General features: G+C 71.0%; 19 protein-coding genes. 3 read left to right on the forward strand and 16 right to left on the reverse strand.

The features are described from left to right. Window positions 1-74: 74 nt before the first annotated feature. The 13 genes from leuA to lepA all read right to left on the reverse strand — a co-directional run bounded on the left by leuA (window position 75) and on the right by lepA (window position 13,847). Window positions 75-1,835, reverse strand: coding sequence for a 2-isopropylmalate synthase (gene leuA / locus AC1Q49_RS01265; protein WP_060958938.1), 1,761 nt, complete (start codon window positions 1,833-1,835; stop codon window positions 75-77). Window positions 1,836-1,997: 162 nt separating this feature from the next. Continuing rightward, the gene (locus tag AC1Q49_RS01270) at window positions 1,998-2,933 is read right to left on the reverse strand and encodes an NADP-dependent oxidoreductase (RefSeq protein ID WP_492490704.1); all 936 of its coding nucleotides are present in this window, start codon (window positions 2,931-2,933) and stop codon (window positions 1,998-2,000) included. A 1-nt stretch (window position 2,934) separates the two neighbouring features. Beyond that, window positions 2,935-3,843 carry a GTPase Era gene (era, locus tag AC1Q49_RS01275; protein ID WP_492490705.1) on the reverse strand — a complete coding sequence of 303 codons (909 nt, stop codon included), beginning with the start codon at window positions 3,841-3,843 and terminating at the stop codon, window positions 2,935-2,937. Continuing rightward, window positions 3,840-5,159 carry a hemolysin family protein gene (locus AC1Q49_RS01280; RefSeq protein WP_060958941.1) on the reverse strand — a complete coding sequence of 440 codons (1,320 nt, stop codon included), beginning with the start codon at window positions 5,157-5,159 and terminating at the stop codon, window positions 3,840-3,842. The genes era and AC1Q49_RS01280 overlap by 4 nt, the downstream gene beginning before the upstream one ends. After that, window positions 5,156-5,623, reverse strand: a complete 468-nt coding sequence (ybeY, locus tag AC1Q49_RS01285; protein WP_191008564.1) for an rRNA maturation RNase YbeY — start codon at window positions 5,621-5,623, stop codon at window positions 5,156-5,158. The genes AC1Q49_RS01280 and ybeY overlap by 4 nt, the downstream gene beginning before the upstream one ends. Continuing rightward, window positions 5,620-6,768 (reverse strand): PhoH family protein, encoded by a 1,149-nt coding sequence (locus tag AC1Q49_RS01290; protein ID WP_060958943.1) that lies wholly within the window; start codon window positions 6,766-6,768, stop codon window positions 5,620-5,622. Before AC1Q49_RS01290 ends, ybeY begins: the two co-directional genes overlap by 4 nt. Next, window positions 6,719-7,066, reverse strand: coding sequence for an HIT domain-containing protein (locus tag AC1Q49_RS01295; RefSeq protein ID WP_101306307.1), 348 nt, complete (start codon window positions 7,064-7,066; stop codon window positions 6,719-6,721). Before AC1Q49_RS01295 ends, AC1Q49_RS01290 begins: the two co-directional genes overlap by 50 nt. 23 nt (window positions 7,067-7,089) lie before the next feature. Next, window positions 7,090-7,842 (reverse strand): 16S rRNA (uracil(1498)-N(3))-methyltransferase, encoded by a 753-nt coding sequence (locus tag AC1Q49_RS01300; RefSeq protein ID WP_492490706.1) that lies wholly within the window; start codon window positions 7,840-7,842, stop codon window positions 7,090-7,092. A 1-nt stretch (window position 7,843) separates the two neighbouring features. Beyond that, entirely contained in the window at window positions 7,844-8,956 is a 1,113-nt protein-coding gene (dnaJ, locus tag AC1Q49_RS01305) for a molecular chaperone DnaJ (RefSeq protein ID WP_060958946.1), read from the reverse strand. 52 nt (window positions 8,957-9,008) lie between these two features. Further along, a complete protein-coding gene (hrcA, locus tag AC1Q49_RS01310; RefSeq protein ID WP_060958947.1) occupies window positions 9,009-10,046 on the reverse strand; it encodes a heat-inducible transcriptional repressor HrcA in 1,038 nt (345 codons plus the stop codon). 58 nt (window positions 10,047-10,104) lie between these two features. Next, window positions 10,105-11,322, reverse strand: a complete 1,218-nt coding sequence (gene hemW, locus AC1Q49_RS01315; RefSeq protein WP_492490707.1) for a radical SAM family heme chaperone HemW — start codon at window positions 11,320-11,322, stop codon at window positions 10,105-10,107. Next, complete coding sequence (locus AC1Q49_RS01320; protein ID WP_060958949.1) at window positions 11,322-11,972, reverse strand: DUF1990 domain-containing protein; 651 nt, start codon at window positions 11,970-11,972, stop codon at window positions 11,322-11,324. Before AC1Q49_RS01320 ends, hemW begins: the two co-directional genes overlap by 1 nt. A gap of 24 nt (window positions 11,973-11,996) precedes the next feature. Next, on the reverse strand, window positions 11,997-13,847 hold the full coding sequence (lepA, locus tag AC1Q49_RS01325) for a translation elongation factor 4 (RefSeq protein ID WP_060958950.1): 1,851 nt from the start codon (window positions 13,845-13,847) through the stop codon (window positions 11,997-11,999). A gap of 304 nt (window positions 13,848-14,151) precedes the next feature. On the opposite strand from lepA, the gene AC1Q49_RS01330 reads away from it, so the two are divergent. Both AC1Q49_RS01330 and AC1Q49_RS01335 read left to right on the forward strand, forming a co-directional pair. Continuing rightward, the gene (locus AC1Q49_RS01330) at window positions 14,152-18,876 is read left to right on the forward strand and encodes an ExeM/NucH family extracellular endonuclease (protein WP_492490708.1); all 4,725 of its coding nucleotides are present in this window, start codon (window positions 14,152-14,154) and stop codon (window positions 18,874-18,876) included. Window positions 18,877-18,959: 83 nt separating this feature from the next. Further along, complete coding sequence (locus AC1Q49_RS01335; RefSeq protein WP_492490709.1) at window positions 18,960-19,703, forward strand: alpha/beta fold hydrolase; 744 nt, start codon at window positions 18,960-18,962, stop codon at window positions 19,701-19,703. Here AC1Q49_RS01335 and AC1Q49_RS01340 read toward each other — a convergent pair. Then, window positions 19,633-20,934 carry an MFS transporter gene (locus AC1Q49_RS01340; RefSeq protein WP_492490710.1) on the reverse strand — a complete coding sequence of 434 codons (1,302 nt, stop codon included), beginning with the start codon at window positions 20,932-20,934 and terminating at the stop codon, window positions 19,633-19,635. The two genes, AC1Q49_RS01335 and AC1Q49_RS01340, sit on opposite strands and share 71 nt — an antisense overlap. Before the next feature lie 227 nt (window positions 20,935-21,161). Here AC1Q49_RS01340 and rpsT point away from each other — a divergent pair, with 227 nt between their 5' ends. Next, window positions 21,162-21,422 carry a 30S ribosomal protein S20 gene (rpsT, locus tag AC1Q49_RS01345; protein WP_036285140.1) on the forward strand — a complete coding sequence of 87 codons (261 nt, stop codon included), beginning with the start codon at window positions 21,162-21,164 and terminating at the stop codon, window positions 21,420-21,422. Between the two features lie 66 nt (window positions 21,423-21,488). Here the strand turns inward: rpsT and holA are convergent, their stop codons facing one another. Continuing rightward, entirely contained in the window at window positions 21,489-22,535 is a 1,047-nt protein-coding gene (holA, locus tag AC1Q49_RS01350; RefSeq protein WP_492490711.1) for a DNA polymerase III subunit delta, read from the reverse strand. Between the two features lie 65 nt (window positions 22,536-22,600). Continuing rightward, window positions 22,601-23,156, reverse strand: a 556-nt coding sequence (locus AC1Q49_RS01355) for a ComEC/Rec2 family competence protein (protein ID WP_492490712.1), incomplete at its 5' end; no start/stop codon positions are given.

The raw sequence follows: 23,156 nt of genomic DNA on the forward strand, positions 1-23,156 counted from the left end.
CGCTCAACGACCGGGGCGGGAAGCCTCCCGGTCGTTGAGCGAGGAGCGCAGCGACGAGTCGAAACGCGGCGACCTCAGACCGCGGCCAGCGACGCCGAGCGCTCGCGGGTGCGGATCGCGCGGTTGACGCACGACACGATCGCCTTGAGGGATGCCGTGGAGATGTCGCCGTCGATGCCGACGCCCCACAGCCGCTCGCCGTCGACCTGCAGCTCGACGTACGAGGCGGCCTGCGCGTCGCCGCCGGCGCTGAGCGTGTGCTCGACGTAGTCGTACAGCGTCACCTCGAAGCCCTGCGCACGCACGACCTCGAGAAACGCGGACACCGGGCCGTTGCCGACGCCGCGGGTCGAGAAGGTCTCCTCGCCGTCGCGGAGGGTGACCTCCAGTGACACCTCGCCCGACATGTCGCTCTGCGTCCGGGTGGACAGCAGCTCGAAGCGGCCCCACTTCTCGTCCGCGTCACGGGCCGGCAGGTACTCATCGGTGAAGATGTCCCAAATCTGCGCGCTGGAGACCTCGCCGCCCTCGGCATCCGTCTTGGCCTGCACGACCCCGGAGAACTCGATCTGCAGCTTGCGGGGCAGATCCAGCGCGTGGTCGGTCTTCAGCAGGTACGCGACGCCGCCCTTGCCGGACTGCGAGTTGACGCGGATGACGGCCTCGTACGAGCGGCCCAGGTCCTTCGGGTCGATCGGCAGGTACGGCACCGCCCACTCGATCTCGTCGACGGTGACTCCGGATGCCGCGGCCCGCGCCTCCATGGCCTCGAAGCCCTTCTTGATGGCGTCCTGGTGCGAGCCGCTGAAGGCCGTGAACACGAGGTCGCCCGCCCAGGGGCTGCGCTCGTGGACGGGCAGCTGGTTGCAGTACTCCGCGGTGCGCTTGACCTGGTCGATGTCGCTGAAATCGATCTGCGGGTCGATCCCCTGCGTCAGCATGTTGATGCCCAGGGCCACCAGGTCGACGTTGCCGGTGCGCTCCCCGTTGCCGAACAGGCACCCCTCGATACGGTCAGCGCCCGCCATGTAGCCGAGCTCGGCGGCGGCGATCGCCGTGCCGCGGTCGTTGTGCGGGTGCAGCGACAGGATGACGTTCTCGCGGTGCGCGAGGCGGCGGCTCATCCACTCGATCGAGTCGGCGTAGACGTTCGGCGTCGCCATCTCCACGGTCGCGGGCAGGTTGATGATGACCTTGCGCTCGGGCGTCGGCTCGAACACCTCGATGACCTGGTTGCAGATGTCGACGGCGAACTCGAGCTCCGTGCCGGTGTACGACTCGGGCGAGTACTCGTAGTAGACGGCCGTCTCGGGGATGCGCTTCTCGAACTCACGGCACAGGCGCGCCCCGTTCAGCGCGATGTCGATGATGCCCTGCTTGTCGCTGCGGAACACGACCTCGCGCTGCAGCACGCTCGTCGAGTTGTAGAGGTGCACGATCGCCTGCTTGGCGCCCGCGATGGCCTCGTAGGTGCGTTCGATGAGGTGTTCGCGCGCCTGGGTCAGCACCTGGATGGTGACGTCGTCGGGGATCCGGTCCTCTTCGATGAGCTGGCGCACGAAGTCGAAGTCCGTCTGGCTGGCGGAGGGGAAGCCGACCTCGATCTCCTTGTAGCCCATGCCGACGAGCAGCTCGAACATGATGAGCTTGCGCTCGGGGCTCATCGGGTCGATGAGTGCCTGGTTGCCGTCGCGCAGGTCGACGGCGCACCAGCGCGGCGCGGTCGTGATGCGGGCGTCGGGCCACGTGCGATCGGGCAGGTCGACACGGATCTGCTCGTGGAACGGACGGTACTTGTGGATCGGCATGCCGGACGGCTGCTGCGTGTTCTTCATGGGGTTCGCTTCTCTCGTCTGATGAGGGCGGGCCGCCGGCGGCAGGAAATGCCAAGCTCCGCGACGAGGAAGGCCCTAGAACGAGGTCTCGTCGCGGCGGCTAAGAAGGAGGCCGAACGCGCGCATGACGACAGCGTACACCGCCATGCGAGGCGGTGCGACTCACGGGATCAGCGCCAGCGCTCCGCCGGGGTGTCCTTCCGCGAGCAGCGCGAGCGCAGCCGGCGCCTCGCTGAGCGGGAACGTCCGAGCCACCGGGACGACGAGCGTGTCGGCCTGCGCGGCCGCGACGAGCCCGGCGCGCGCCTCGTCGCGGAAGCGGGCGCTGTCCGGCAGGGCGCCGGCGATCCAGCGGAAGCCGTCCTGCCGGGCGCGCGCGGGATTCACGATCGTCACGATCCGATGCCGGTCGGAGACGACGGCGAGCGAGACGTCGATCGCCTCGTCGGTGCCGACGGCATCCAGCGCCGCGACGATCGGAACGTCGCCCGTGACGGCGGCCAGGCGCTCGGAGAGGCCGGGTCCGTAGACCACCGGCTCGCCGCCGAAGCGGCGCACGCGGTCGAACGAGGTCTCGGCTGCGGTGCCGATGACGTGGATGCCGCGCAGTGCGGCCAGTTGCAGCACGGCCACGCCCACGGCGCCCGAGGCACCGTGCAGCAGGATCGTCTCCCCCGGCTTCGCCTCCACGACGTGCAGCATCTCGGCGGCGGTCGTGCCGGTGAGCAGGAGGTTCGCCGCCTCCGGGTGGGTCAGCGGCGACGGCTTGTGGAACGCCGTGGCGGCATCCACGGTCAGAGCCGTCGCGTAGCCGCCGGCGATCCGGAACGCGACGACCTCGTCGCCGATCGCGGCGGGCCCCGACCCGATCACCGTGTCGGGGCCGAGAGCGACGATCTCACCCGAGACCTCGTACCCGATCGCGACGGGCCAGGACTGACCGTTCTCGGCGGCGACGTGCTTCGCGTCGGCGGGGTTCACACCGGCGGCGTGAACGCGGATCATGACCTCGCCGGGGCCGGGAGCGGGCACCTCGACATCGGCGAACTCCCACGTCGCGGGCGTTCCGGCCCGGCGGGCGATCCACTGGCGCGCCACGTCAGAACCCCAGCCGTCCGAGCTGCTTGGGATCGCGCTGCCATTCCTTCGCGACGCGTACGTGCAGCTTCAGGAACACCTTCGTGCCGACGAGGGGTTCGATCTGCGCCCGCGCCCGCGCACCGACGGCCGCCAGTCGCGACCCCTTGTGGCCGATGATGATCGCCTTCTGGCTGTCGCGCTCGACGACGAGGTTCGCGTAGATGTCGGTGAGCTCGCCTTCGTCGCGGCGGGAGATGTCGTCGATGGTCACGGCGATCGAGTGCGGCAGCTCGTCGCGTACGCCCTCCAGCGCCGCCTCGCGGATGATCTCCGCGATCCGGTCCTCGAGGGACTCGTCGGTGACCACCCCCTCCTCATAGAGCGCGGGGCCGGTCGGCATGAGCGTGAGCAGCTCGTCGGCGAGCACGTCGAGCTGTTCGTTCGCGACGGCCGACAGCGGGATCACGGCGTCCCAGTCCTCGCGCAGGCTGTCGACCTCCAAGAGACGCTCGGTGATCTCGTCGCGGGAGGCGATGTCGGTCTTGGTGACGATGGCCACCTTCTTCGCCCGCGGGTAGCCGTCGAGGGATGCCGCGATACGGCGGTCGCCGGGGCCGACCTTCTCGGTCGCCGGAACGAGGAAGCCGATGGCGTCGACGTCGCCGAGTACCTGCTCCACGAGGTCGTTCAGGCGCTGTCCGAGCAGCGTGCGCGGCTTGTGGATGCCGGGGGTGTCGACGATCACCAGCTGGCCGGCCGGGCGGTTGACGATGCCGCGGATGGCCCGCCGGGTGGTCTGCGGCTTGTCGGAGGTGATGGCGACCTTCTCGCCCACGAGGGCGTTGGTGAGGGTGGACTTGCCCACGTTGGGCCGACCCACGAAGGTCACGAATCCCGATCGGGTGCGGTCGTCGGCGGGAGGGGTCATCGGCCGGCCTCTTCTCGTTCGGTGCGGCGTTCATCGCCCCAGGCGGCGTCGACGGCCCGGAGTCGGTCCGTGGCCTCGACGAAGACGGTGGCCAGACCCCGACCGCGGCCGCGCGAGGTGCCGCCGGTCAGTCGCAGGCCGGAGTACTCGGCGGTCGCGCCCGGAAGCGGCACCCGTCCGAGGAGCTTGCCGAGCAGACCGCCGATCGAGTCGACGTCGTCGTCCTCGAGCTCGAGGCCGAACAGCTCCCCCACCTCGTCGAGGCCGAGGCGTGCGCTCACGCGGTAGCGTCCCGCGCCGAGCTCGACGACCTCGCTCGAGCGCGGGTCGTACTCGTCGGAGATTTCGCCGACCAGCTCCTCGATGAGGTCTTCCAGGGTGACGAGGCCGGAGACGCCGCCGTACTCGTCCACGACGAGGCAGACGTGCACGGCATCCCGCTTCATCTGCTGTAGCAGGGTCTCGGCCTTCATCGATTCCGGCACGAACACGGCGGGGCGTGCGATCTGCGCGACGGGCGCGTCCCGCCACGCCGTCTCGTCGCGGTAGGCGAACTGCACCAGGTCCTTCAGATAGACCACGCCGGTGATGTCGTCGGCCTCGCCGTCCGCGACCGGGACGCGCGAGACGCCCTTGTCGAGGAACAGCTGCATGGCCTCCTGGGTCGTCGCGGCGGCATCCATCGTCACCATGTCGGTGCGCGGGACCATGACCTCCCGCACGAACGTGTCCGTGAACTCGAACACGGAGTGGATGAGTTCGCGGTCGTCCTCCTCGATGAGGTCCTGCGACGCGGCTTCGTCGACCATGCTCAGCAGCTGCTCCTCGCTGGCGAACGAGGTGCCGCGGTGGATGCCGGGCGTCACCCGGTTGCCGACGATGACGAGGAGGTGCGCGAGCGGGCCCAGAACGATGCGTGCGCCGCGCACGAGGGGCGCGCAGGCGTGCAGGAGTCCCCGGGCATGCTGGCGACCCACGGCGCGGGGACTGGCGCCCACGAGGACGAACGAGACCACGGTCATCAGGATGGCCGCGGCCAGCATCGCCCACCAGATGCTGTCGAAGGCGAGGGTGAAGGCCACCGTGACCACCACCGCCGCCGTCGTCTCGGCCAGGATCCTGATGAACACGACCGCGTTGCCGTGCGCCTCGGGATCGGCGCCGATGCGCGCCAGCGCCACGCCGTTGCGACCGGTGACCGACATCTCCGCCAGGTCGGCGCGGGAGGTCACTCCGAGCGCGGCATCGAGGGCGGCCATCAAGCCCCCCAGCGCGACGAGGAGGGCGGCGGCGACCAGGAGGAGGATCTCGGTCATGCGCGTCGTCGGCGCTCGGACACGTGGAAGGCCGCGATGAGGTCGCGCTGGAGCCCGAACATCTCGCGCTCCTCCTCCTTCTCGGCGTGGTCGAATCCGAGCAGATGCAGCAGGCCGTGGGTGGTCAGCAGGATGAGCTCGTCCATCGTCGTGTGACCGGCGGCCTGGGCCTGCGTCTCGGCGACCTGCGGGCAGAGCACGATGTCGCCGAGCAGCCCGGGCGGCGTGGGCTGCTCCTGGGTGCCGGGGCGCAGCTCGTCCATCGGGAAGCTGAGCACGTCGGTCGGCCCCGGCTCGTCCATCCACTGCACGTGCAGGGCTTCCATGGCGCCCTCGTCGACGAGCAGGATCGCCACGTCGGCGTCGGGGCTGACGTGCAGCTCCGCGAGGTTGTTCTCGGTGAGGCGCAGCAGCACCGTCTCGTCGATGTCGACGCCGGACTCGTTGGTGATCTCGATGGTCATGCGCGTCCTCGCTGGGTTCCTCGCGGCGGCAGGTGGTCTCGGGGGCCGCCGCCTCGGGTCTGGCCCCGCCGCTCGGCGCGGCTGGCGAACTCGGAGGCCTCGTCGCGTTCGCGTCGCGACGCGAGCCGCTGCTCGTCGTACACGCTGTACGCGTCGACGATGCGTCCGACGAGGCTGTGGCGGACGACGTCCTCGCTGGTCAGCAGCGAGAAATGGATGTCGTCGATGTCCTTCAGCACGCGGGTCACCAGCCGGAGTCCGGAGGCGCCCTGCGGCAGGTCGATCTGGGTGATGTCGCCGGTCACGACCATGCGCGTGCCGAACCCCAGCCGGGTGAGGAACATCTTCATCTGCTCGGGCGTCGTGTTCTGCGCCTCGTCGAGCACGACGAACGAGTTGTTCAGGGTGCGCCCGCGCATGTATGCCAGCGGGGCGACCTCGATCGTCCCCGACGCCATGAGCTTGGGGACGATCTCCGGGTCCATCATCTCGTTGAGCGCGTCGTAGAGCGGTCGCAGGTACGGATCGATCTTGTCGGTCAGCGTGCCCGGGAGGAACCCGAGGCGTTCACCGGCCTCGACGGCCGGTCGCGTCAGGATGATGCGGTCGACCTCCTTGCGCTGCAGCGCTTGGACGGCCTTCGCCATGGCGAGGTAGGTCTTGCCGGTACCGGCCGGGCCGATGCCGAACACGATGGTGTTCTCGTCGATCGCGTCCACGTACCGCTTCTGACCGAGCGTCTTCGGTCGTATCGTGCGGCCGCGCGAGCTGAGGATCGCCTCGCCCAGCACCTCTGACGGCCGTTCGCCCGTGTCGGCGCGGAGGATCCGCTCCGACGTGCGCACGTCGGCGGGCTCCAGGCCCTGGCCCGCCCGCGCCATGGCGATCAGCTCGTCGACGAGTGCGCGCGCCCGGGCCACGACATCCCGATCCCCGCTGAGGGTGATCTCGTTGCCCCGTACGTGCACCTCGACATCCGGGTGCTCACGCTCGACGACCCGCAGCAGGCGATCCTGCGGTCCGAGCAGCTGCACCATCGCGATGCCGTCGGCGAGGATCCGCTCGACGGCCGCGCCCTGTTCGCTGTCGGCGGGTTCAGCCACCGAGGCTCCCTTCGTCGAGTCCACCGGCGAGGACGTGGGCATGCACGTGGAACACCGTCTGCCCCGCGCCGGAGCCGGTGTTGAAGATCAGACGGAAGTCGCCGTCGGCGTGCTCGGCGGCGAGCGTGTGGGCGAGGCCCACCATCTCGCTGAGCAGAGCGGGGTCGGATGCCGCGAGCTCGACCACGTCGCGGTGCGCGGCGGACTTGGGGATGACCAGCAGATGCACGGGCGCCTGCGGTGCGATGTCGCGGATCGCGAACACGTTCTCGGTCTCGGCGAGGATCTCGGCCGGGATCTCCCCCTGCAGGATGCGCGTGAAGATGGACGGTTCGCTCATACTCCGAGTGTAGTCAGCGCCCGTCACCAGCGGCCGAGCCGGGCGTTGACGATGGCCAGGGCGGCGGGCCCGGCCGTCGAGGTGCGCAGCACCGTGTCGCCGAGGCGCACGGCGATCGCGCCGGCCTCCGTGAGCTCGGCGATCTCCTCCGCGCTGACGCCGCCTTCCGGGCCGACCACGAGCACGACCTCCGCGACGTCGTCGAGCGCAACGGCGGTGAGCGCGGTGCCGGCGGTCGGCTCCAGCACGAGCACGCGCGCCCGGTCTGCGCGCGCGGCCAGTTCGCGCGTCGTGAGCACGGCGCCGACGGTGGGGGTCCAGGCACGGTGCGCCTGCTTCGCCGCCTCGCGCACGATGCTCTGCCAGCGGCCGACTCGCTTGACGGCCTTTTCGCCCGTCCAGCGCGAGATGCTGCGTGCCGCCTGCCACGGGACGACCTCGTCGACGCCGAGCTCGGTGGCCGCCTGCACCGCGAGCTCGTCGCGGTCTCCCTTCGCGAGGGCCTGGGCGAGGACGATGCGGGGGCTCGCGGCCGCCTGCTGCGACCGCGACCTCACCGACACGACGACCCGTTTGGGGGCGGATGCGGTGACGACGCCGGTCAGCCAGACGCCCCGGCCGTCGCCGATGGTCACCTCCTCGCCGATGCGCACACGCCGCACGACGGCGGCGTGATGCGCCTCCGCGCCCGTGATGACGACCTCGTCGCCGGCGTCGGCGGTCGACACGTCGGCACCGTCGACCGATGGCTCATCGACGAGGAAGTGGAGCGCCATGTCAGCCGCGGAACCGGTCGCGGAGCTTGGAGAACATGCCCTGGTGGAACTGCGCCAGCCGCGGGGCGGGAGCCTTGGTCCGCTTGGCGAAGTCCTCGATGAGGGCGCGTTCCTTGGCGTCGAGCTTCGTGGGCGTGACGACCTGCACGCCGACGCGCAGGTCGCCGCGCGTGCCGCCGCGCAGCGGCGTGATGCCGCGACCCTTGACGGTGAGCACATCGCCGGACTGCACCCCGGATCGGACCTCCAGGTCGACGTCGCCGTCGAGCGAGGAGATCGTGGTGCGGGTACCCAGGATCGCGTCCGGCATCGACACCTCCAGCGTGGCGAGCAGATCGTCGCCTTCGCGGCTGAAGACCTCGTGGTTCGCGACGGTGACCTCGAGATAGAGGTCGCCGTTGGGTCCGCCCGCGGGACCGACCTCGCCGGACCCGGGCAGCTGCAGGCGCAGGCCGGTCTCCACGCCGCCCGGGATGTCGACCGACACCGTGCGGCGCGCGCGCACCCGGCCCTGCCCCTGGCAGGTGGCGCACGGGTAGGGGATCGTCGTGCCGTAGCCCTGGCACGTGGTGCACGGCTGCGACGTGACCACGTTGCCGAGCAGGCTGCGCACCGTCCGCTGCACCTGGCCGGAGCCGTGGCAGATGTCGCAGGTGGTCGGCTGCGTGCCGGGCTGGCAGCACGAGCCCTGGCAGGTGTCGCAGAGCACTGCGGTGTCGACCTCGATGTCGCGGTGCGTGCCGAAGACCACGTCGGCGAGATCGAGCGTGACGCGCACGAGCGCGTCCTGGCCCCGCTCCCGGCGGGATCGGGGTCGTCCGGTCCGGGCTCCGCCGCCGCCGAAGAAGGTCTCGAAGATGTCGCCGAACCCGCCGAAGCCGGCGCCCGCTCCCCCGCCGAAGGGCGAGCCGTCGCCGCCCATGTCGTAGCGCTGACGCTGCTCGGGGTCGCTGAGCACGTCGTAGGCGTGCGTGACGAGCTTGAACCGCTCGGACGCATCGGCGCCCGGGTTCACGTCGGGGTGCAGCTCGCGCGCCAGACGCCGGTACGCCTTCTTGATCTCCTCGGGGCTCGCGTCACGGGAGACGCCCAGGACTTCGTAGTGGTCGGCCACAATCGCCTTTCCTGCCCTCTCGGGCGCGGGTGGGTGTTCGGGAGCGGATCGCTCAGCGGGACGCGTCGTCCTCGTCGAGGAGCCGGCTCAGATAGTGCGCGACGGCGCGGACCGCCGCGAGGTTGGTGGGATAGTCCATGCGCGTCGGACCGAGCAGGCCGACGCGGGCACGGGTTCCGGTCGTGTCGTAGTCGCTCGTCAGGACCGAGGCCTCCGTCAGACCGAACGCCGCATTCTCGCGCCCGATGCTCGCGGCGAGACCGTGTTCGTCGGCGACCATCTCCCCCATCAGCCGCAGGAGCGTGACCTGCTCCTCGATGGCCTCGAGGAGCGGATAGATGCTGCCGCGGAAGTCGCTCTCACGTCGGGCGAGGGTCGCGCTGCCGGCCATGACCAACCGATCCTGGCGGAAGTCGTCGAGCTCCTCGCCGACGATCCGGGCGACGACCCGCAGCGCGTCGTCGATGCGGGTTCCGGCGGGCACGGATGCCGCGAGCTCCGCGATCGCGGCGGCGGCGTCTCCGACGGGCTTCCCGGTCACGAGTTGGGCGATCGCGGTCTTCACCTGTGCGGCCGACTGCTCGCTCAGCTCTTCCGCGAGGAAGGCGACCCGCTGCGAGACGCGCCCCGTGTCGGTGACCACGATGACGACCACCCGCGCGCCCCCGAGGTGGACGAACTCGACGTGCGAGACGTTCGCCCGGGCGAACGAGGGGTACTGGACGATCGCGACCTGTCCGGTGAGCTGGGTGAGGGCGCGCACCGTCCGCATCAGCAGATCGTCGAGGTCGCCCGGGTCGCTGAGGAAGGACGAGATCGCCGAGCGCTGCGCGCCCGAGAGGGGACGCAGCTCCGCGAGGTGGTCGACGAAGACGCGGTAGCCCTTGTCGGTCGGCACGCGCCCCGACGAGGTGTGCGGCGCGGCGATGAGCTCTTCGTCTTCGAGCAGCGCCATGTCGTTTCGGATCGTGGCCGCGGAGACCCCGAACTGGTGTCGTTCGACGATCGCCTTGCTCCCGACCGGCTCGTGCGTGTCGACGTAGTCCTGCACGATCGCGCGGAGGACCTGCAGGCCGCGTTCCGAGACCATCATTCCTCCTCGTTGGCACTCCGGGTTGTCGAGTGCCAATCCTACCGCGTGCGCCGCCTCAGACGGTGAGGGCGCGGACCACGGCGTCGGCGAGAAGGCGTCCCCGCCGCGTGAGCACCACACGTCCGCGCACCGCGGCGGCGCCGTCGATGAGGCCGTCGGCGATCAGGGCGGCGATGGCGTGACGGCCCTCGCCGGTGAGATCCGAGACGGCGATCCCCTCCGCGATGCGCGAGCGCAGGAGCACGTCTTCGAGCCGGCGCGCCGCGGCATCCGGGCGCTCGCGCGCCGCGGCGGGCGACTCGTCGGCGGCCAGGCGCTGCGCGTACGCGGCCGGGTGCTTGACGTTCCACCAGCGCAGCCCGTCCACGTGACTGTGCGCCCCCGGGCCGTAGCCCCACCAGTCGGTGCCCCGCCAGTAGGCCAGGTTGTGCCGGGAGCGCTGCTGCGGGCTGCGCGCCCAGTTCGACACCTCGTACCAGTCGTAGCCGGCGGCGGCGAAGGCCTCGTCCGCCAGCTCGTACATGTCGGCCTGCAGGTCGTCGTCGGGGGCCGCGACATCGCCGCGGCGGATCTGCCGCGCCAGTTTGGTGCCGTCTTCGATGATGAGCGCGTATGCGGAGATGTGGTCGGGATCGAGCCCGACGGCCGTCTCGACCGAGCGGCGCCAGTCGTCGAGCGACTCCCCCGGCGCGCCGTAGATGAGGTCGACGCTGACGTCGAGACCGGCGGTGCGCGCCGCCTCGACGGCGGTGCGCACGCCTGCCGGGTCGTGCGTGCGGTCGAGCGCCGCGAGCACGTGCGGCACGGCGGACTGCATGCCGATCGACATCCGCGTCACTCCGGCGGCGGCCAGCTCGCGCGCGAGGGCATCCGTGACGGTGTCGGGGTTGGCCTCGACGGTGACCTCCGCGCCGTCGGCGAGGCCGAAGCCGGTGCGGACGCCGTCGAGCATGCGGGCGAGGTCGCCCCCGGGCAGCAGGGTGGGGGTGCCCCCGCCGAAGAAGACGGTGGATGCCGCCCGCAGCGGCCCCCGCGCGCTCAGCACCTCCCGCGACAGCGCGATCTCGCGCAGGACCTCGTCGGCGTAGGCGTCCTGCCGCGCTCCGCGCAGCTCGCCGGCCGTATAGGTGTTGAAGTCGCAGTAGCCGCAGCGGACGCGGCAGAAGGGCACGTGCAGGTAGACCCCGAAGTCGCGATCGGGGTCGATCACGATGTCGGGGGGCAGGGCGCCGTCGGAGGGCGCGGGATCGCCGAGAGGGAGGGCGGATCCCATCAGGCGGGGGTCGTGTACATCGGGGAGATGGCGCGCAGATAGCCCCGGAAGAGCTCGCGGCGGCGGCGCTTGAGCAGGGGCGGGATCAGCCGGTACAGCGCCGAGACGGGGCGGTCGAAGGCGCGCACCGTGAAGCGCACCTCGTCGTTGTCGGCCCACGTCACGACGAAGGACTCCTCACCGCTGACGACCGAGCCGCCCACGGTGCCGAGCGCGAAACCGACCCGACGGGGCTCCTCGATCGCGTAGATGACCCGCAGCTCGCCGTCGGCGCTCATGCGCTTGACGTGACCGTGGACGCGGATCGTGGTGCCCGCGGCCACGTACGGTGTGCCGTCCGCATCGAAGCGCTGGTCGGCCTCGAGGCGGCTCGCGACCGTGGGCGTGCCGTCGATGTCGTAGCCGACGCCCGTGTACATCGGGCCTGCCGCCGGGCGCACATCGCTGATCTGCAGGCCGGCGCCGCGCAGGGCCGACCACGACAGGAGGGCCTCCGCGGACGACTCGAAGCGAGCCTGTCCGCTGCCCAGCAGCAGCGAGTCCTCGGCCGGGACACTGTTCTCCGGCGGGTAGCTCATGAGGTCGTGCGCCTGCGTCGCACCGACCGCGGCGTAGTCGACGGTGTCGTCCTGAAAGCTTCCGCGACGCATGGTCTCCAGCCTAACGGGGGCGTCCTACTTCTTGTCCTTGCCCTCGACGTCGCCCGAGAGGGCGGCGATGAAGGCCTCCTGGGGCACCTCGACGCGACCCACCATCTTCATGCGCTTCTTGCCCTCCTTCTGCTTCTCGAGCAGCTTGCGCTTACGCGTGATGTCGCCGCCGTAGCACTTCGCGAGCACGTCCTTGCGGATGGCGCGGATGTTCTCGCGGGCGATGATGCGGGCGCCGATCGCGGCCTGGATCGGCACCTCGAACTGCTGACGCGGGATGAGCTTGCGCAGGCGCTCGGTCATGAGGGTGCCGTAGGCGTAGGCCTTCTCGCGGTGCACGATCGAGCTGAAGGCATCCACCTTCTCGCCCTGCAGCAGGATGTCGACCTTCACGAGGTCGGCCTCCTGGGAGCCCGCCGGCTCGTAGTCGAGGCTCGCGTAGCCCTGCGTCTTCGACTTCAGCTGGTCGAAGAAGTCGAACACGATCTCACCCAGCGGCATGTTGTAGCGCAGCTCGACGCGGTCCTCGGAGAGGTAGTCCATGCCCAGCAGCGTTCCGCGGCGCTGCTGGCACAGCTCCATCACCGTGCCGACGTAATCCTTGGGCAGCAGGATGCCGACCTTCACGACGGGCTCGGACACCGAGGCCACGCGGCCGTCGGGGTACTCGCTGGGGTTGGTGACCACGACGTGCTCGCCGGTGTCGGTCGTGACCTCATACGTCACCGACGGCGCGGTGGTGATGAGGTCGAGGTCGAACTCGCGCGAGAGGCGCTCGGTGATGATCTCGAGGTGCAGCAGACCGAGGAATCCGCAACGGAAGCCGAAGCCGAGCGCCACCGAGGTCTCCGGCTCGTACTGCAGCGAGGCGTCGGACAGCTTCAGCTTGTCGAGCGCTTCGCGCAGATCCGCGTAGTCGCTGCCGTCGATGGGGTAGACGCCGCTGAACACCATCGGCTTCGGGTCGGTGTATCCGGCCAGGGCCGTCGTCGCCGGCTTGCGATGGTTGGTGATCGTGTCGCCGACCTTCGACTGGCGCACGTCCTTCACGCCGGTGATGAGATAGCCGACCTCGCCGACTCCGAGCCCGCGCGTCGGGACGGGTTCGGGACTGGACACACCGATCTCCAGCAGGTCGTGCGTCGCGCGCGTCGACATCATCTGGATGCGCTCTCGCGGCTCCAGCTTGCCGTCGACCATGCGCACATAGGTGACGACGCCGCGGTAGGCGTCGTACACGGAGTCGAAGATCATCGCCCGTGCCGGAGCCGACGCGTCGCCGACGGGCGCCGGGATGCGCTCGACGATGCGGTCGAGGAGCTCTTCGACGCCCATGCCGGTCTTGCCCGAGACGCGCAGCACGTCGTCGGGTGAGCCGCCGATGAGGTTGGCGAGCTCCGCGGCGTACTTCTCCGGGTCGGCGGCGGGGAGGTCGATCTTGTTGAGCACGGGGATGATCTGCAGATCGTTCTCGAGCGCGAGATAGAGGTTCGCGAGGGTCTGCGCCTCGATGCCCTGAGCGGCGTCCACCAGGAGGATGGCGCCCTCGCACGCCGCCAGCGACCGGGAGACCTCGTAGGTGAAGTCGACGTGACCCGGGGTGTCGATCATGTTGAGGGCGAAGGTGCCGTCCGAGGTCGCCCACGGCATCCGCACCGCCTGCGACTTGATCGTGATGCCGCGCTCGCGCTCGATGTCCATGCGGTCGAGGTACTGCGCGCGCATGTCGCGGTCGGACACGACGCCCGTGATCTGCAGCATGCGGTCGGCCAGCGTCGACTTGCCGTGGTCGATGTGGGCGATGATGCAGAAATTGCGGATCAGCTCTGGAGGGGTCGCAGACGGCTCGAGAGGCTTCAGGGCGCGCGGTGACATGTCCCGAGCAGTCTACCGGCGTCGCCGCGTCGCGCCCGCCCGCGGCGGCGGCACCCTATCCGACGGCGACGGCGGCGCGCCAGAGAACCGGCCGATGAGAAAGAGTTAACGCTGCTCGCCCTTGTCCGGGCGCCCCGGCGCCGCCGATGCTCGATCTCAGACCCGATGACACGGGGTGCCGTCGCGTGTTCACCGGCACGCAACCGCCCCGCCCCCCGGCATCCCCATCATGGGTCCGAATCCACACTGACGGACGACCGCTCGGGCGGCCGTCGCTTGTTGCATGCGAAACCAGGGAGAACACGTGTCAGATCAGACACCGGACGCACCGCGTCCCACCGCCGACAGGCGGAAGCGACGCTCGGTCGTCGCCGCCATCACAGCCGGAGCCCTCGCCTTCAGCGGTCTGGGGCTCGCCGCCCTTCCGGCGCGAGCCGCCGTCGACACCGGCGCGGCTGTGCTCATCAACGAGGTCTACGGCGGGGGTGGCAACAACGGCGCGACCTACACGCACGACTTCGTCGAGCTCGTCAACGTCTCCTCCTCGGCGGTGAGCCTGGAGGGGTGGTCGCTGCAGTACGCCTCGGCCACCGGCACCACGTGGACCAAGAACGCCCTCTCCGGATCGATCCCGGCGGGATCGACCTTCCTCGTGCAGGAGAAGATCGGTGCCGGCGGCACGACCGCCCTGCCCACGCCGGACGCGATCGGCGACCTGGCCATGAGCGGCACCACCGGCAAGGTCGCACTCGTGTCGAGCGCGGCGGCGATCACGGGCCCGACGGATGCCGACGTCGTCGACTACGTCGCCTGGGGCTCGGCCGCCGCGCCCGCCGCCGGCGGATCGCCCGCCCCCGCGACGACGAACGCGACGAGCATCACGCGCGACGCCGCCCACACGAACACCGCCGTCAACGGCGCCGACTTCGTGGCGGCCGACCCCACGCCGCAGAACGCGGCCGGTAACGTCCCGTCGCCCTCGCCGACCGCCTCACCGACGGCATCGCCGAGCCCGAGCCCGACGTCCACGGCTCCCGGCACCGACACCGTGACTCCCATCGCGGCGATCCAGGGCACGGGCGATGCCACGCCCCTCAACGGCCAGACCGTCACCACGGAGGGCGTCGTCACCGCGCACTACCCGGTGGGCGGCTACAACGGCTACGTCATCCAGACGCCCGGCACCGGCGGTGCGATCGATCTGGGCAGCCACACCGCATCCGACGCCGTCTTCGTGTACACCAGGACCGCGTCCGTCGCGAACGAGGTCGCGCTCGGCGACACCGTGCGGGTGACGGGGACGGCGGGCGAGTTCAACGGACTCACCCAGCTGAGCGTCGAGGCCGGCAAGACGACGAAGATCGCGGATGCCGCGAAGCCGGCGCCGGTCACGCTCACGAGCTGGCCGACGTCGATCGCGCAGCGTGAGAGCCTCGAGTCGATGCTCGTCACCGTCTCGAGCACCTTCACGGTCACCAACACGAACAACACGAACCGCTACGGCGAGGTCGGTCTCGCCGCCGGAACGGGCGTGCTGCGCCAGCCCACCGACGTCGCGCGCCCCGGCTCCGCCGAGGCGGAGGCCGTCGCGGCCGACAACCTCGCGCGCGGCGTCGTCCTCGACGACGGCGGATCGCTCGACTACGCCGCGCGTGCGAACAGCGGCACCGGAGCGCTCCTCAACGGCGACCTGACCCCGGCCTACGTCTCCGTCGACCACCCGGTCGTCGTGGGCGGCACCGCCACCCTCACCGGCTCGTTCGTCCTCGACTACCGCAACAACGCGTGGAAGCTGAACCCGGCATCGTTCCTGCCCGGCGACGGTGTCACGCAGGGTCAGGCCACGTTCAGCAATCCGCGCACGGCGGCACCGGCCTCCGTCGGCGGCGACCTCAGCGTCGGCTCGTTCAACGTGCTCAACTACTTCACCACGCTGGGCTCGTCGAACGCGGCGTGCCAGCCGTACACCGATCGCGCCGGCGTCGGCACCAACGTCCGCACCGGGTGTGACCTGCGCGGCGCCTGGGGTGCTGCCGACCTCGCGCGCCAGCAGTCCAAGATCGTCTCGGCGATCAACACCCTGGACGCGTCGGTCGTGGGTCTGATGGAGATCGAGAACTCGGCGAAGACCACGCCGAGCACGCCCGACACGGCGGTCTCCACGCTCGTCGACGCACTCAACACCGCGGCGGGCTCCTCGAAGTGGGCATACGTGCCGGCATCCGCGCAGCTGCCCGACGCGTCCGAGCAGGACGTCATCCGCAACGCGATCATCTACCAGCCCGCTCGTGTGGAGCGGGTGGGCGACGCGCTCGCGCTGGGAACGCTGTCGGGCTCCGGCCAGGCGTTCGACAACGCCCGTGAGCCGATCGCGCAGAAGTTCGCACCGGTCGCCGGCGGCGAGCCGTTCCTGTTCGTCGTGAACCACTTCAAGTCGAAGGGCTCGTCCGGCGCGTCGGGCGCGCAGGCCGACCAGAAGGACGGCCAGGGCGCCTGGAACCCGGCGCGCGTCGCGCAGGCGACCGCGCTGCGCGACTGGGTGACGTCGCTCACGAGCACCGGAGACGCCGCCGTCCTCGTCGGCGACTTCAACTCCTACACCCAGGAGGACCCGCTGAAGGTCCTCTACGACGCCGGGTACACGGATGCGGAGTCGGGGCTGGAGCTGGGTCGCTCGACCTACTCCTTCGACGGTCTCTCCGGTTCGCTCGACCACGTGCTCCTCAACGAGGCCGCGTGGAAGCGCGTGACCGGCGGCGACGTCTGGAACATCAACTCCGGTGAGTCGGTGGCGCTCGAGTACAGCCGCTACAACAACCACGGCACGCTGTTCTGGCAGGAGGGGCCCTATCGCTCGAGCGACCACGATCCGTTGAAGGTCGGGCTGTCCGCGGGCGCCGGAGCGCCGACGACGATCGACATCCTCACGATCAACGACTTCCACGGACGCATCGAGGCCGGCACCCAGGGCGAGGCCGGCGCGGCCGTGCTCGCCGGTGCGGTCGCGACGAAGAAGGCGCAGAACCCGAACACGGTCCTCGTCTCTGCGGGAGACAACATCGGTGCGTCGACGTTCACCTCGCTGATCCAGCAGGACTCCCCGACGATCGATGCGCTGAAGGCCTCCGGGCTCGAGGTCTCGGCGGTCGGCAACCACGAGTTCGACCGTGGCTTCGCCGACCTCAGGGACCGTGTCATCCCGCGATTCGGCGGCAACGTCGATCCGTCGGGCGCGACGCCGGAGCAGATCGCGGCGGGTGCGCCTTACGCACTCGGGGCGAACGTCTACCTGAAGGGCACGAAGACGCCCGCGCTGGCCGAGTACGCGATCAAGACGATCGACGGCGTGCGTGTCGCCTTCATCGGCACCGTCACCACCGACACCGCCACGATGGTCGACCCCGCCGGTATCGCGGACCTCGACTTCGGCGACCAGCTGGAGGCCGCGAACCGGGTGGCGGACGAGATCGCAGACGGCGACCTCGCCGACGTGACGGTGCTGCTGACGCACTCCGGATCGTCGGTGTCGAACCAGTGCGAGGCGGTCGCCACGGACCCCTCGGCCTTCGGCACCCTGATCCGCGGCGCGTCCGCCCACATCGACGCCATCGTCTCGGCGCACACGCACCAGACGTACGCGTGCGAGGTGCAGGTGGCATCGACGGGCGGGCTGCGTCCGGTCATCCAGGCCTCGGAGTACGGCAAGGCGCTGGGTCAGCTGACCGTGACGTACGACAAGCGCGCCGACGAGCTCGTGTCGATCTCCCCGACGATCACGACCTTCGCCAGCACGCCGTTCACCCCGGATGCCGAGGTCGCGGCACTCGTCAAGGGATTCAGCGACCAGGCCAACACCATCGGAGCGCAGCCCGTGGGCACGATCACGGGCGACATCCTGCGCGGCGGGACGAAGGGCTCCGACCGCGGAGTGGAGTCGACGATGGGCAACACCGTCGCCGACGTCTACCTGTGGGCGACCAGCACGAACCCGGCGTACGCGGGGAAGAAGGCGCAGATCGCGCTCATGAACCCGGGCGGGCTGCGCGCGGACCTCACCTACGTCGGCGACGGCACGGTGACCTACAAGCAGCTCGCCGACGTGCAGCCCTTCGCGAACACGCTCGTGACGGTGACGCTCACGGGTGCCCAGCTCAAGGACATCCTCACGCGGCAGTGGCAGGCGACGGGTGACCGCCCGAAGCTGCACCTCGGCGTCTCGCAGGGCTTCTCCTACGAGTACACGGAGGACGCGCCGCCGGCCGGTCAGAGCGCATCGCGGTCGGGGCACATCGTCTCGATGTCGCTGAACGGCACGAAGATCGCCGACACCGACACCTTCACGGTGGTGACGAACTCGTTCCTCGCCAACGGCGGTGACGGCTTCGCGCCCTTCGCGCAGGGCACGGATCGCACCGACACCGGCCAGGTCGACCTGGCGGCTACGCTCGCGTACGCCAAGGCGGTCGACCCGATCGCCCCGTCGGCGCTCGGCCGGGCGAAGCTCGTGACCGGCACGCCGACACCGGAGCCGTCGCCGACGGGCACTCCGACCGGCTCGCCCACCGCGTCGCCGACCGGCTCGCAGTCGCCGTCTCCGACGACGACTGCGCCGTCGACGGGCGGATCGGGCGTGGGCGTGTCGACGACCGGCCTCGCCGCCGGCGGTCGCATCGAGCGCGGCTCGTCCTTCACCGTGACCCTCACCGGTCTCGGCGCCGGAGAGCAGGTCGCGGCGACGCTGAACAGCCAGCCCATCGTGATCACCGGCATCCCCGCCGCGGACGCGAGCGGACGGGTCACCTTCACGGTGGCCGTGCCGCGGACGCTCGAGACCGGCACGCACCACCTCATCGTGCTGGGCGCCGACGGTCGCGTCGTGCTGAACCTGCCGCTGGAGGTGGTGGGTGAGGGCGTGCTCGCCACGACGGGCGCCGAGCTCCCCTGGGGCCTCGCGCTCGGCGGTGCGTTCCTGCTCGCAGCGGGCATGATGCTCGCGATGACGACACGGCGCCGCCGCGTCGTCGGCTGATCCGCGCGTCCCGGCGGCCCCGGCCCCGCTTCGGCGGGTGTCCGGGGCCGTCGGCGTGCGTGGCCACCGTTTAGGCTGGCCGGGTGAGGACGACCGTGGTGATGGTGCACGGCATCCGCACGTCCGCCACGATGTGGCGCGCGCAGGTGGAGCATCTCGAGGACCGCGGGGTATCCGCGATCGCCCTCGATCTCCCCGGTCACGGCACGCGGATGGCCGAGGAGTTCACCCTCGACGGCGCCTTCGCGACGATCGACACCGCCGTCCGCGCGGCGGCCGGGCAGGGTCGCGTGCTGCTCGTCGGGCATTCGATGGGCGGACTGCTCTCGATCGCGTACGCCGGCGATGAGACGCGCCCCCCGCTCGACGCCTTCGTGGCGGCCTCGTGCACCGCCATCCCGCGCGGACTCGCGCTGCAGACCTACCGGACGCTCGCGCGCGGCTTCGACCGTCTCCCGGGGCGGGGCGCTCCCATCGCCGAATGGGTTCTCGATCGCACACTGCCCTCGGAGACCCGTGCCGACTTCGGCGCCGGCGGCTACGCCTACGACGCGCAGGACATCGCGCTGCGGAGCCTGTCGGTGCTGGATCTGCTGGCCGCCCTGCGCCGGATCGACGTGCCCACGTGGTTCGTCAACGGGCAGTTCGATCAGCTGCGCGTCAACGAGCGGCTCTTCGCCTCTCTCGTGCCCGGCGCGGAACTGATCGTCGTGCCGCGCACGTCGCACCTGGTCACCGCGATGCGCCCGCGGGTCTTCAACGCCGTGCTCGATCTGGCGCTGGCGACGATGGATGCCGCCGGGGAGCCCGTACCATCAAGGTCATGAGGCCGCCCACCACCGACATCACGGCGGAGCCCAGGAACAGCAGCCAGAATCCGCCCACCGCCGCGACGAGTCCCGCGCCGATGAGCGGCCCGAGGAGCTGACCGAGGCTCGCGGCCACGTTGACGAAGCCGAGGTCGCGCGCACTGTCCTCCGCGAACGGGAGCAGGTCGGTGCCGAGGGCGAGACCCACCGACATGTACGCGCCGTAGCCGACGCCGAGCAGACCGGCCGCCACGAGCGACATCTCGAACGACGGGAACACCGCGAGCAGGAGTGCCGCGCCGCCCTGCACGAGCGCGGCGCCGACCGTCAGCCCTCGTCTGTTGCCGGTGCGATCCGACACCGCCCCGGCGAGCACCGAGGCGAGCACGACGAACACCGTGTACACGACGATCAGCAGCAGGAGCTCGTCTTGAGCGGCGGCCGGGTCGCGGTGGAGGCCGTACAGCAGGAAGAAGAGCAGCAGCCCCGTGCCGAGTGCGTTGCCGATGTTGGCCACGAGGCGGCCCCACAGCATCCACGCGAAGTCTCGATCACGGAAGGCGGCGAACCGGGCCGACAGCGCGCGGCGCGTGCGCGCGGTCGCCGACGCCGCCGGTGCGGGCGGGTCGGGCAGCAGCAGCGCGCCCGCTCCTCCGGCGAAGAGCAGGATGGCGCCGAGCATGAGGTAGCCCGCGACCACGCCGAGTCCGAGCAGCACGACGACGCCGACGCCGACCACGATGCCGAGCGCCTGCGAAGAGGAGATCGCCGCCGAGGCGGTGCCCCGCTGAGCCGACAGCTGGTCGGCGATCATGGCGGTGAAGGCGGCGGAGGCGACGGCGACGCCGACCGACACCCCCACCCATGCGACCCCGACGCCGAGGGGCCCGGTCGCGAAGGCGATCGCGACCAGCGACCCCGCCCCGAGGAGCACACCGCCCAGTGCCCACGGGCGCCGGCGCCCGAACCTGCCGCGCGTCCGATCGCTCATGCCCCCGGCCAGCGGACCGGCGATGACCCCGGCGAGGCCTCCCGCCGCGAGCACCAGGCCGGAGGAGACGACCCCGGAGATCCAGCCGTCGGCATCACCCGGGGTGTCCAGCTGCAGCGGGATGAGGAGTTGGAGCGGGGTGAGCTGCGCGGTCCAGATCGCGAGCCACGCGAGGGTGAACAGTGCGAACCAGCCCGCGCCCGCGCGGCGGCCGGAGGTCGGGGCGGTCGGGGCGTTCTGGGGGGACCCTGCGCTCACGGGAGGCTCCTTCGTCGGTGCTCCGTCGGATCGGCCGGATCGGGCCCGGTCGATCCGATCATGCCCCACGCGCGCGGGTGCGCGGCGCATTGCGGGGTCGCCACGCGGCAACCTGATAGACTCGGTGATTGGCTTGCGTGTGGGTCCCACCCCGCACGCCGCCGGAGGCGTCCCTCTACCGCTACCCCGGCACATCCATCGAAAACCGAACGAAAGAGCCGTCGAACGTGGCGAACATCAAGTCGCAGATCAAGCGCAACAAGACCAACGAGAAGGCGCGCGAGCGCAACAAGGCCGTCAAGAGCGAGCTGAAGACCGAGGTGCGTCGCACCCGCGAGGCCATCGCCGCCGGCGACAAGGCCGCCGCCGAGAAGGCTCTCGCCAAGGCGTCGAAGAAGCTCGACAAGGCCGTGAGCAAGGGCGTCATCCACGAGAACCAGGCCGCGAACCGCAAGTCGTCGATCGCGAAGCAGGTCGCCGCTCTCTGAGCCGCATCCCGTCGCACGAAGGCCCGTCCCGCATCCGGGGCGGGCCTTCGTCGTGTGCGGCGCGGGTCAGGCGCCGTAGGGGGCGCGCGTCGCGATGATCGTGATCAGGCGCTCGACCGCGAACACGGGGTCGCGCGAGGCGCCCTTGACCTCGGCATCCGCGCGCGCCGCCGCCTGGATGGCGCGCCCCAGGCTGGTCTCGTTCCAGCCGGTCAGGTCGCGGCGGGCGCGGTCGACCTGCCAGTCCTTCATCCCGAGGCGTGCGGCGATGGATGCCGACGACTCGCGCAGGCCGGCGACCCGCGCCATCGTCCGCAGCTTCGAGGCGATCGCGGCCACCAGCGGCACCGGGTCGGCTCCGCTCGCGAGCGCGTGGCGCAGGGCCACGAGCGCCTCGCCGTAGCGGCCGGCTATCGCGGTGTCGGCGACGGTGAACGCCGACGTCTCGACGCGGCCGCCGTAGTAGCGCTCGACGACCTGTTCGGTGATGTCACCGGGCACGTCGGAGATGAGCTGCTGGCAGGCGGCGGCCAGTTCGGTGAGATCGTCGGAGAAGGCGCCGACGAGGGCGCGCAGGGCGATCGGCGCGATCTTCTTGCGCGCGGTCTGGAACTCACCGGCGGCGAAGTCGAACCGGTCGGAATCACGCTTGACCGCGGGGCAGGCGATCTCCACTCCCCCGCCCGTGCCGGAGCGGATCGCATCGAGCAGCTTCTTGCCGCGGACGCTCGATCCGGTGTGGCGCAGGACGACGGTGGCGCCGTCCTGCGGGGCCTCGATGTAGGCGAGTGCCTCCGTGAGGAAGGCGTCGGAGCACTTCTCCACGCCACCGACCCGCACGAGGCGCGGCTCGCCGAACAGCGACGGCGAGGTCAGTGTCAGCAGGCTGCCGGAGGTGTAGTCGTCGGCGCGGAGGTCGGAGACCTCGAGGCTCGCGTCCTCGGCGCGCAGGAACTCGCGGATGCCGGCGGTCGCACGCTCCGCGCAGACGTCCTCCGGCCCCGAGACGAGCACGATCGGCGCCGGCTGGGGGCTGCGCCAGGAGATCTGAGGGATCGCCGACGCGGTGCGGGAACCCCCGCGCGCGGCGGGACGACGGGCGGCGGGTGGCATGCCTCCAGCCTATCGACGCCGTCCGACGTCGCGTCGCCCCGCCGCGTGGTCGCGGGCCGCCGCCGTCACGGCGGAGACCTCTCGCGCCAGACGCGGAGGGCCGACTCCTCGCTCCACAGGACAATGAGGCCCTCGGCGTCGGTGCGGTCGATGCGTGCGCCCAGCCCGGAGAGCATCGTGAGGGTCTCCGCGCGCGGATGCCCGTAGGTGTTCGCGCCGACCGAGACGATCGCGAGAGCCGGGCGCAGGCGGGCGTAGAACCGGGCATCCTGATCCGCGCTGCCGTGGTGGGAGACCTTGACCACGGCGTAGGACGTCAGCAGCGGTGCGCTCGCGGCCAGACGACGCTGCCCGTCCGCCGAGAGGTCGCCGAGCATCAGCGTCGTGGGGACCGCGGGACCGGTGACCTCGATGACCACGCTGGCGTCGTTGCCCGCCACCGCGTTGCTCTCCGGCCCCCGCACGCGCCACCGCGCGTCTCCCAGCAGGCCGGTCATCCCCGCGGTGGCACGGACCGGTCGGGCTCCGCCCTCGGCGAGACGTCGGAGCGTGCGCTCGTCGTCGGGGGTTCCGGTCGGTCCGTGCAGGACGACGTCGACGCGGCCCACGACGGCCGCGACG

This window comes from Microbacterium sp. MPR-TSA4 (assembly GCF_058792815.1).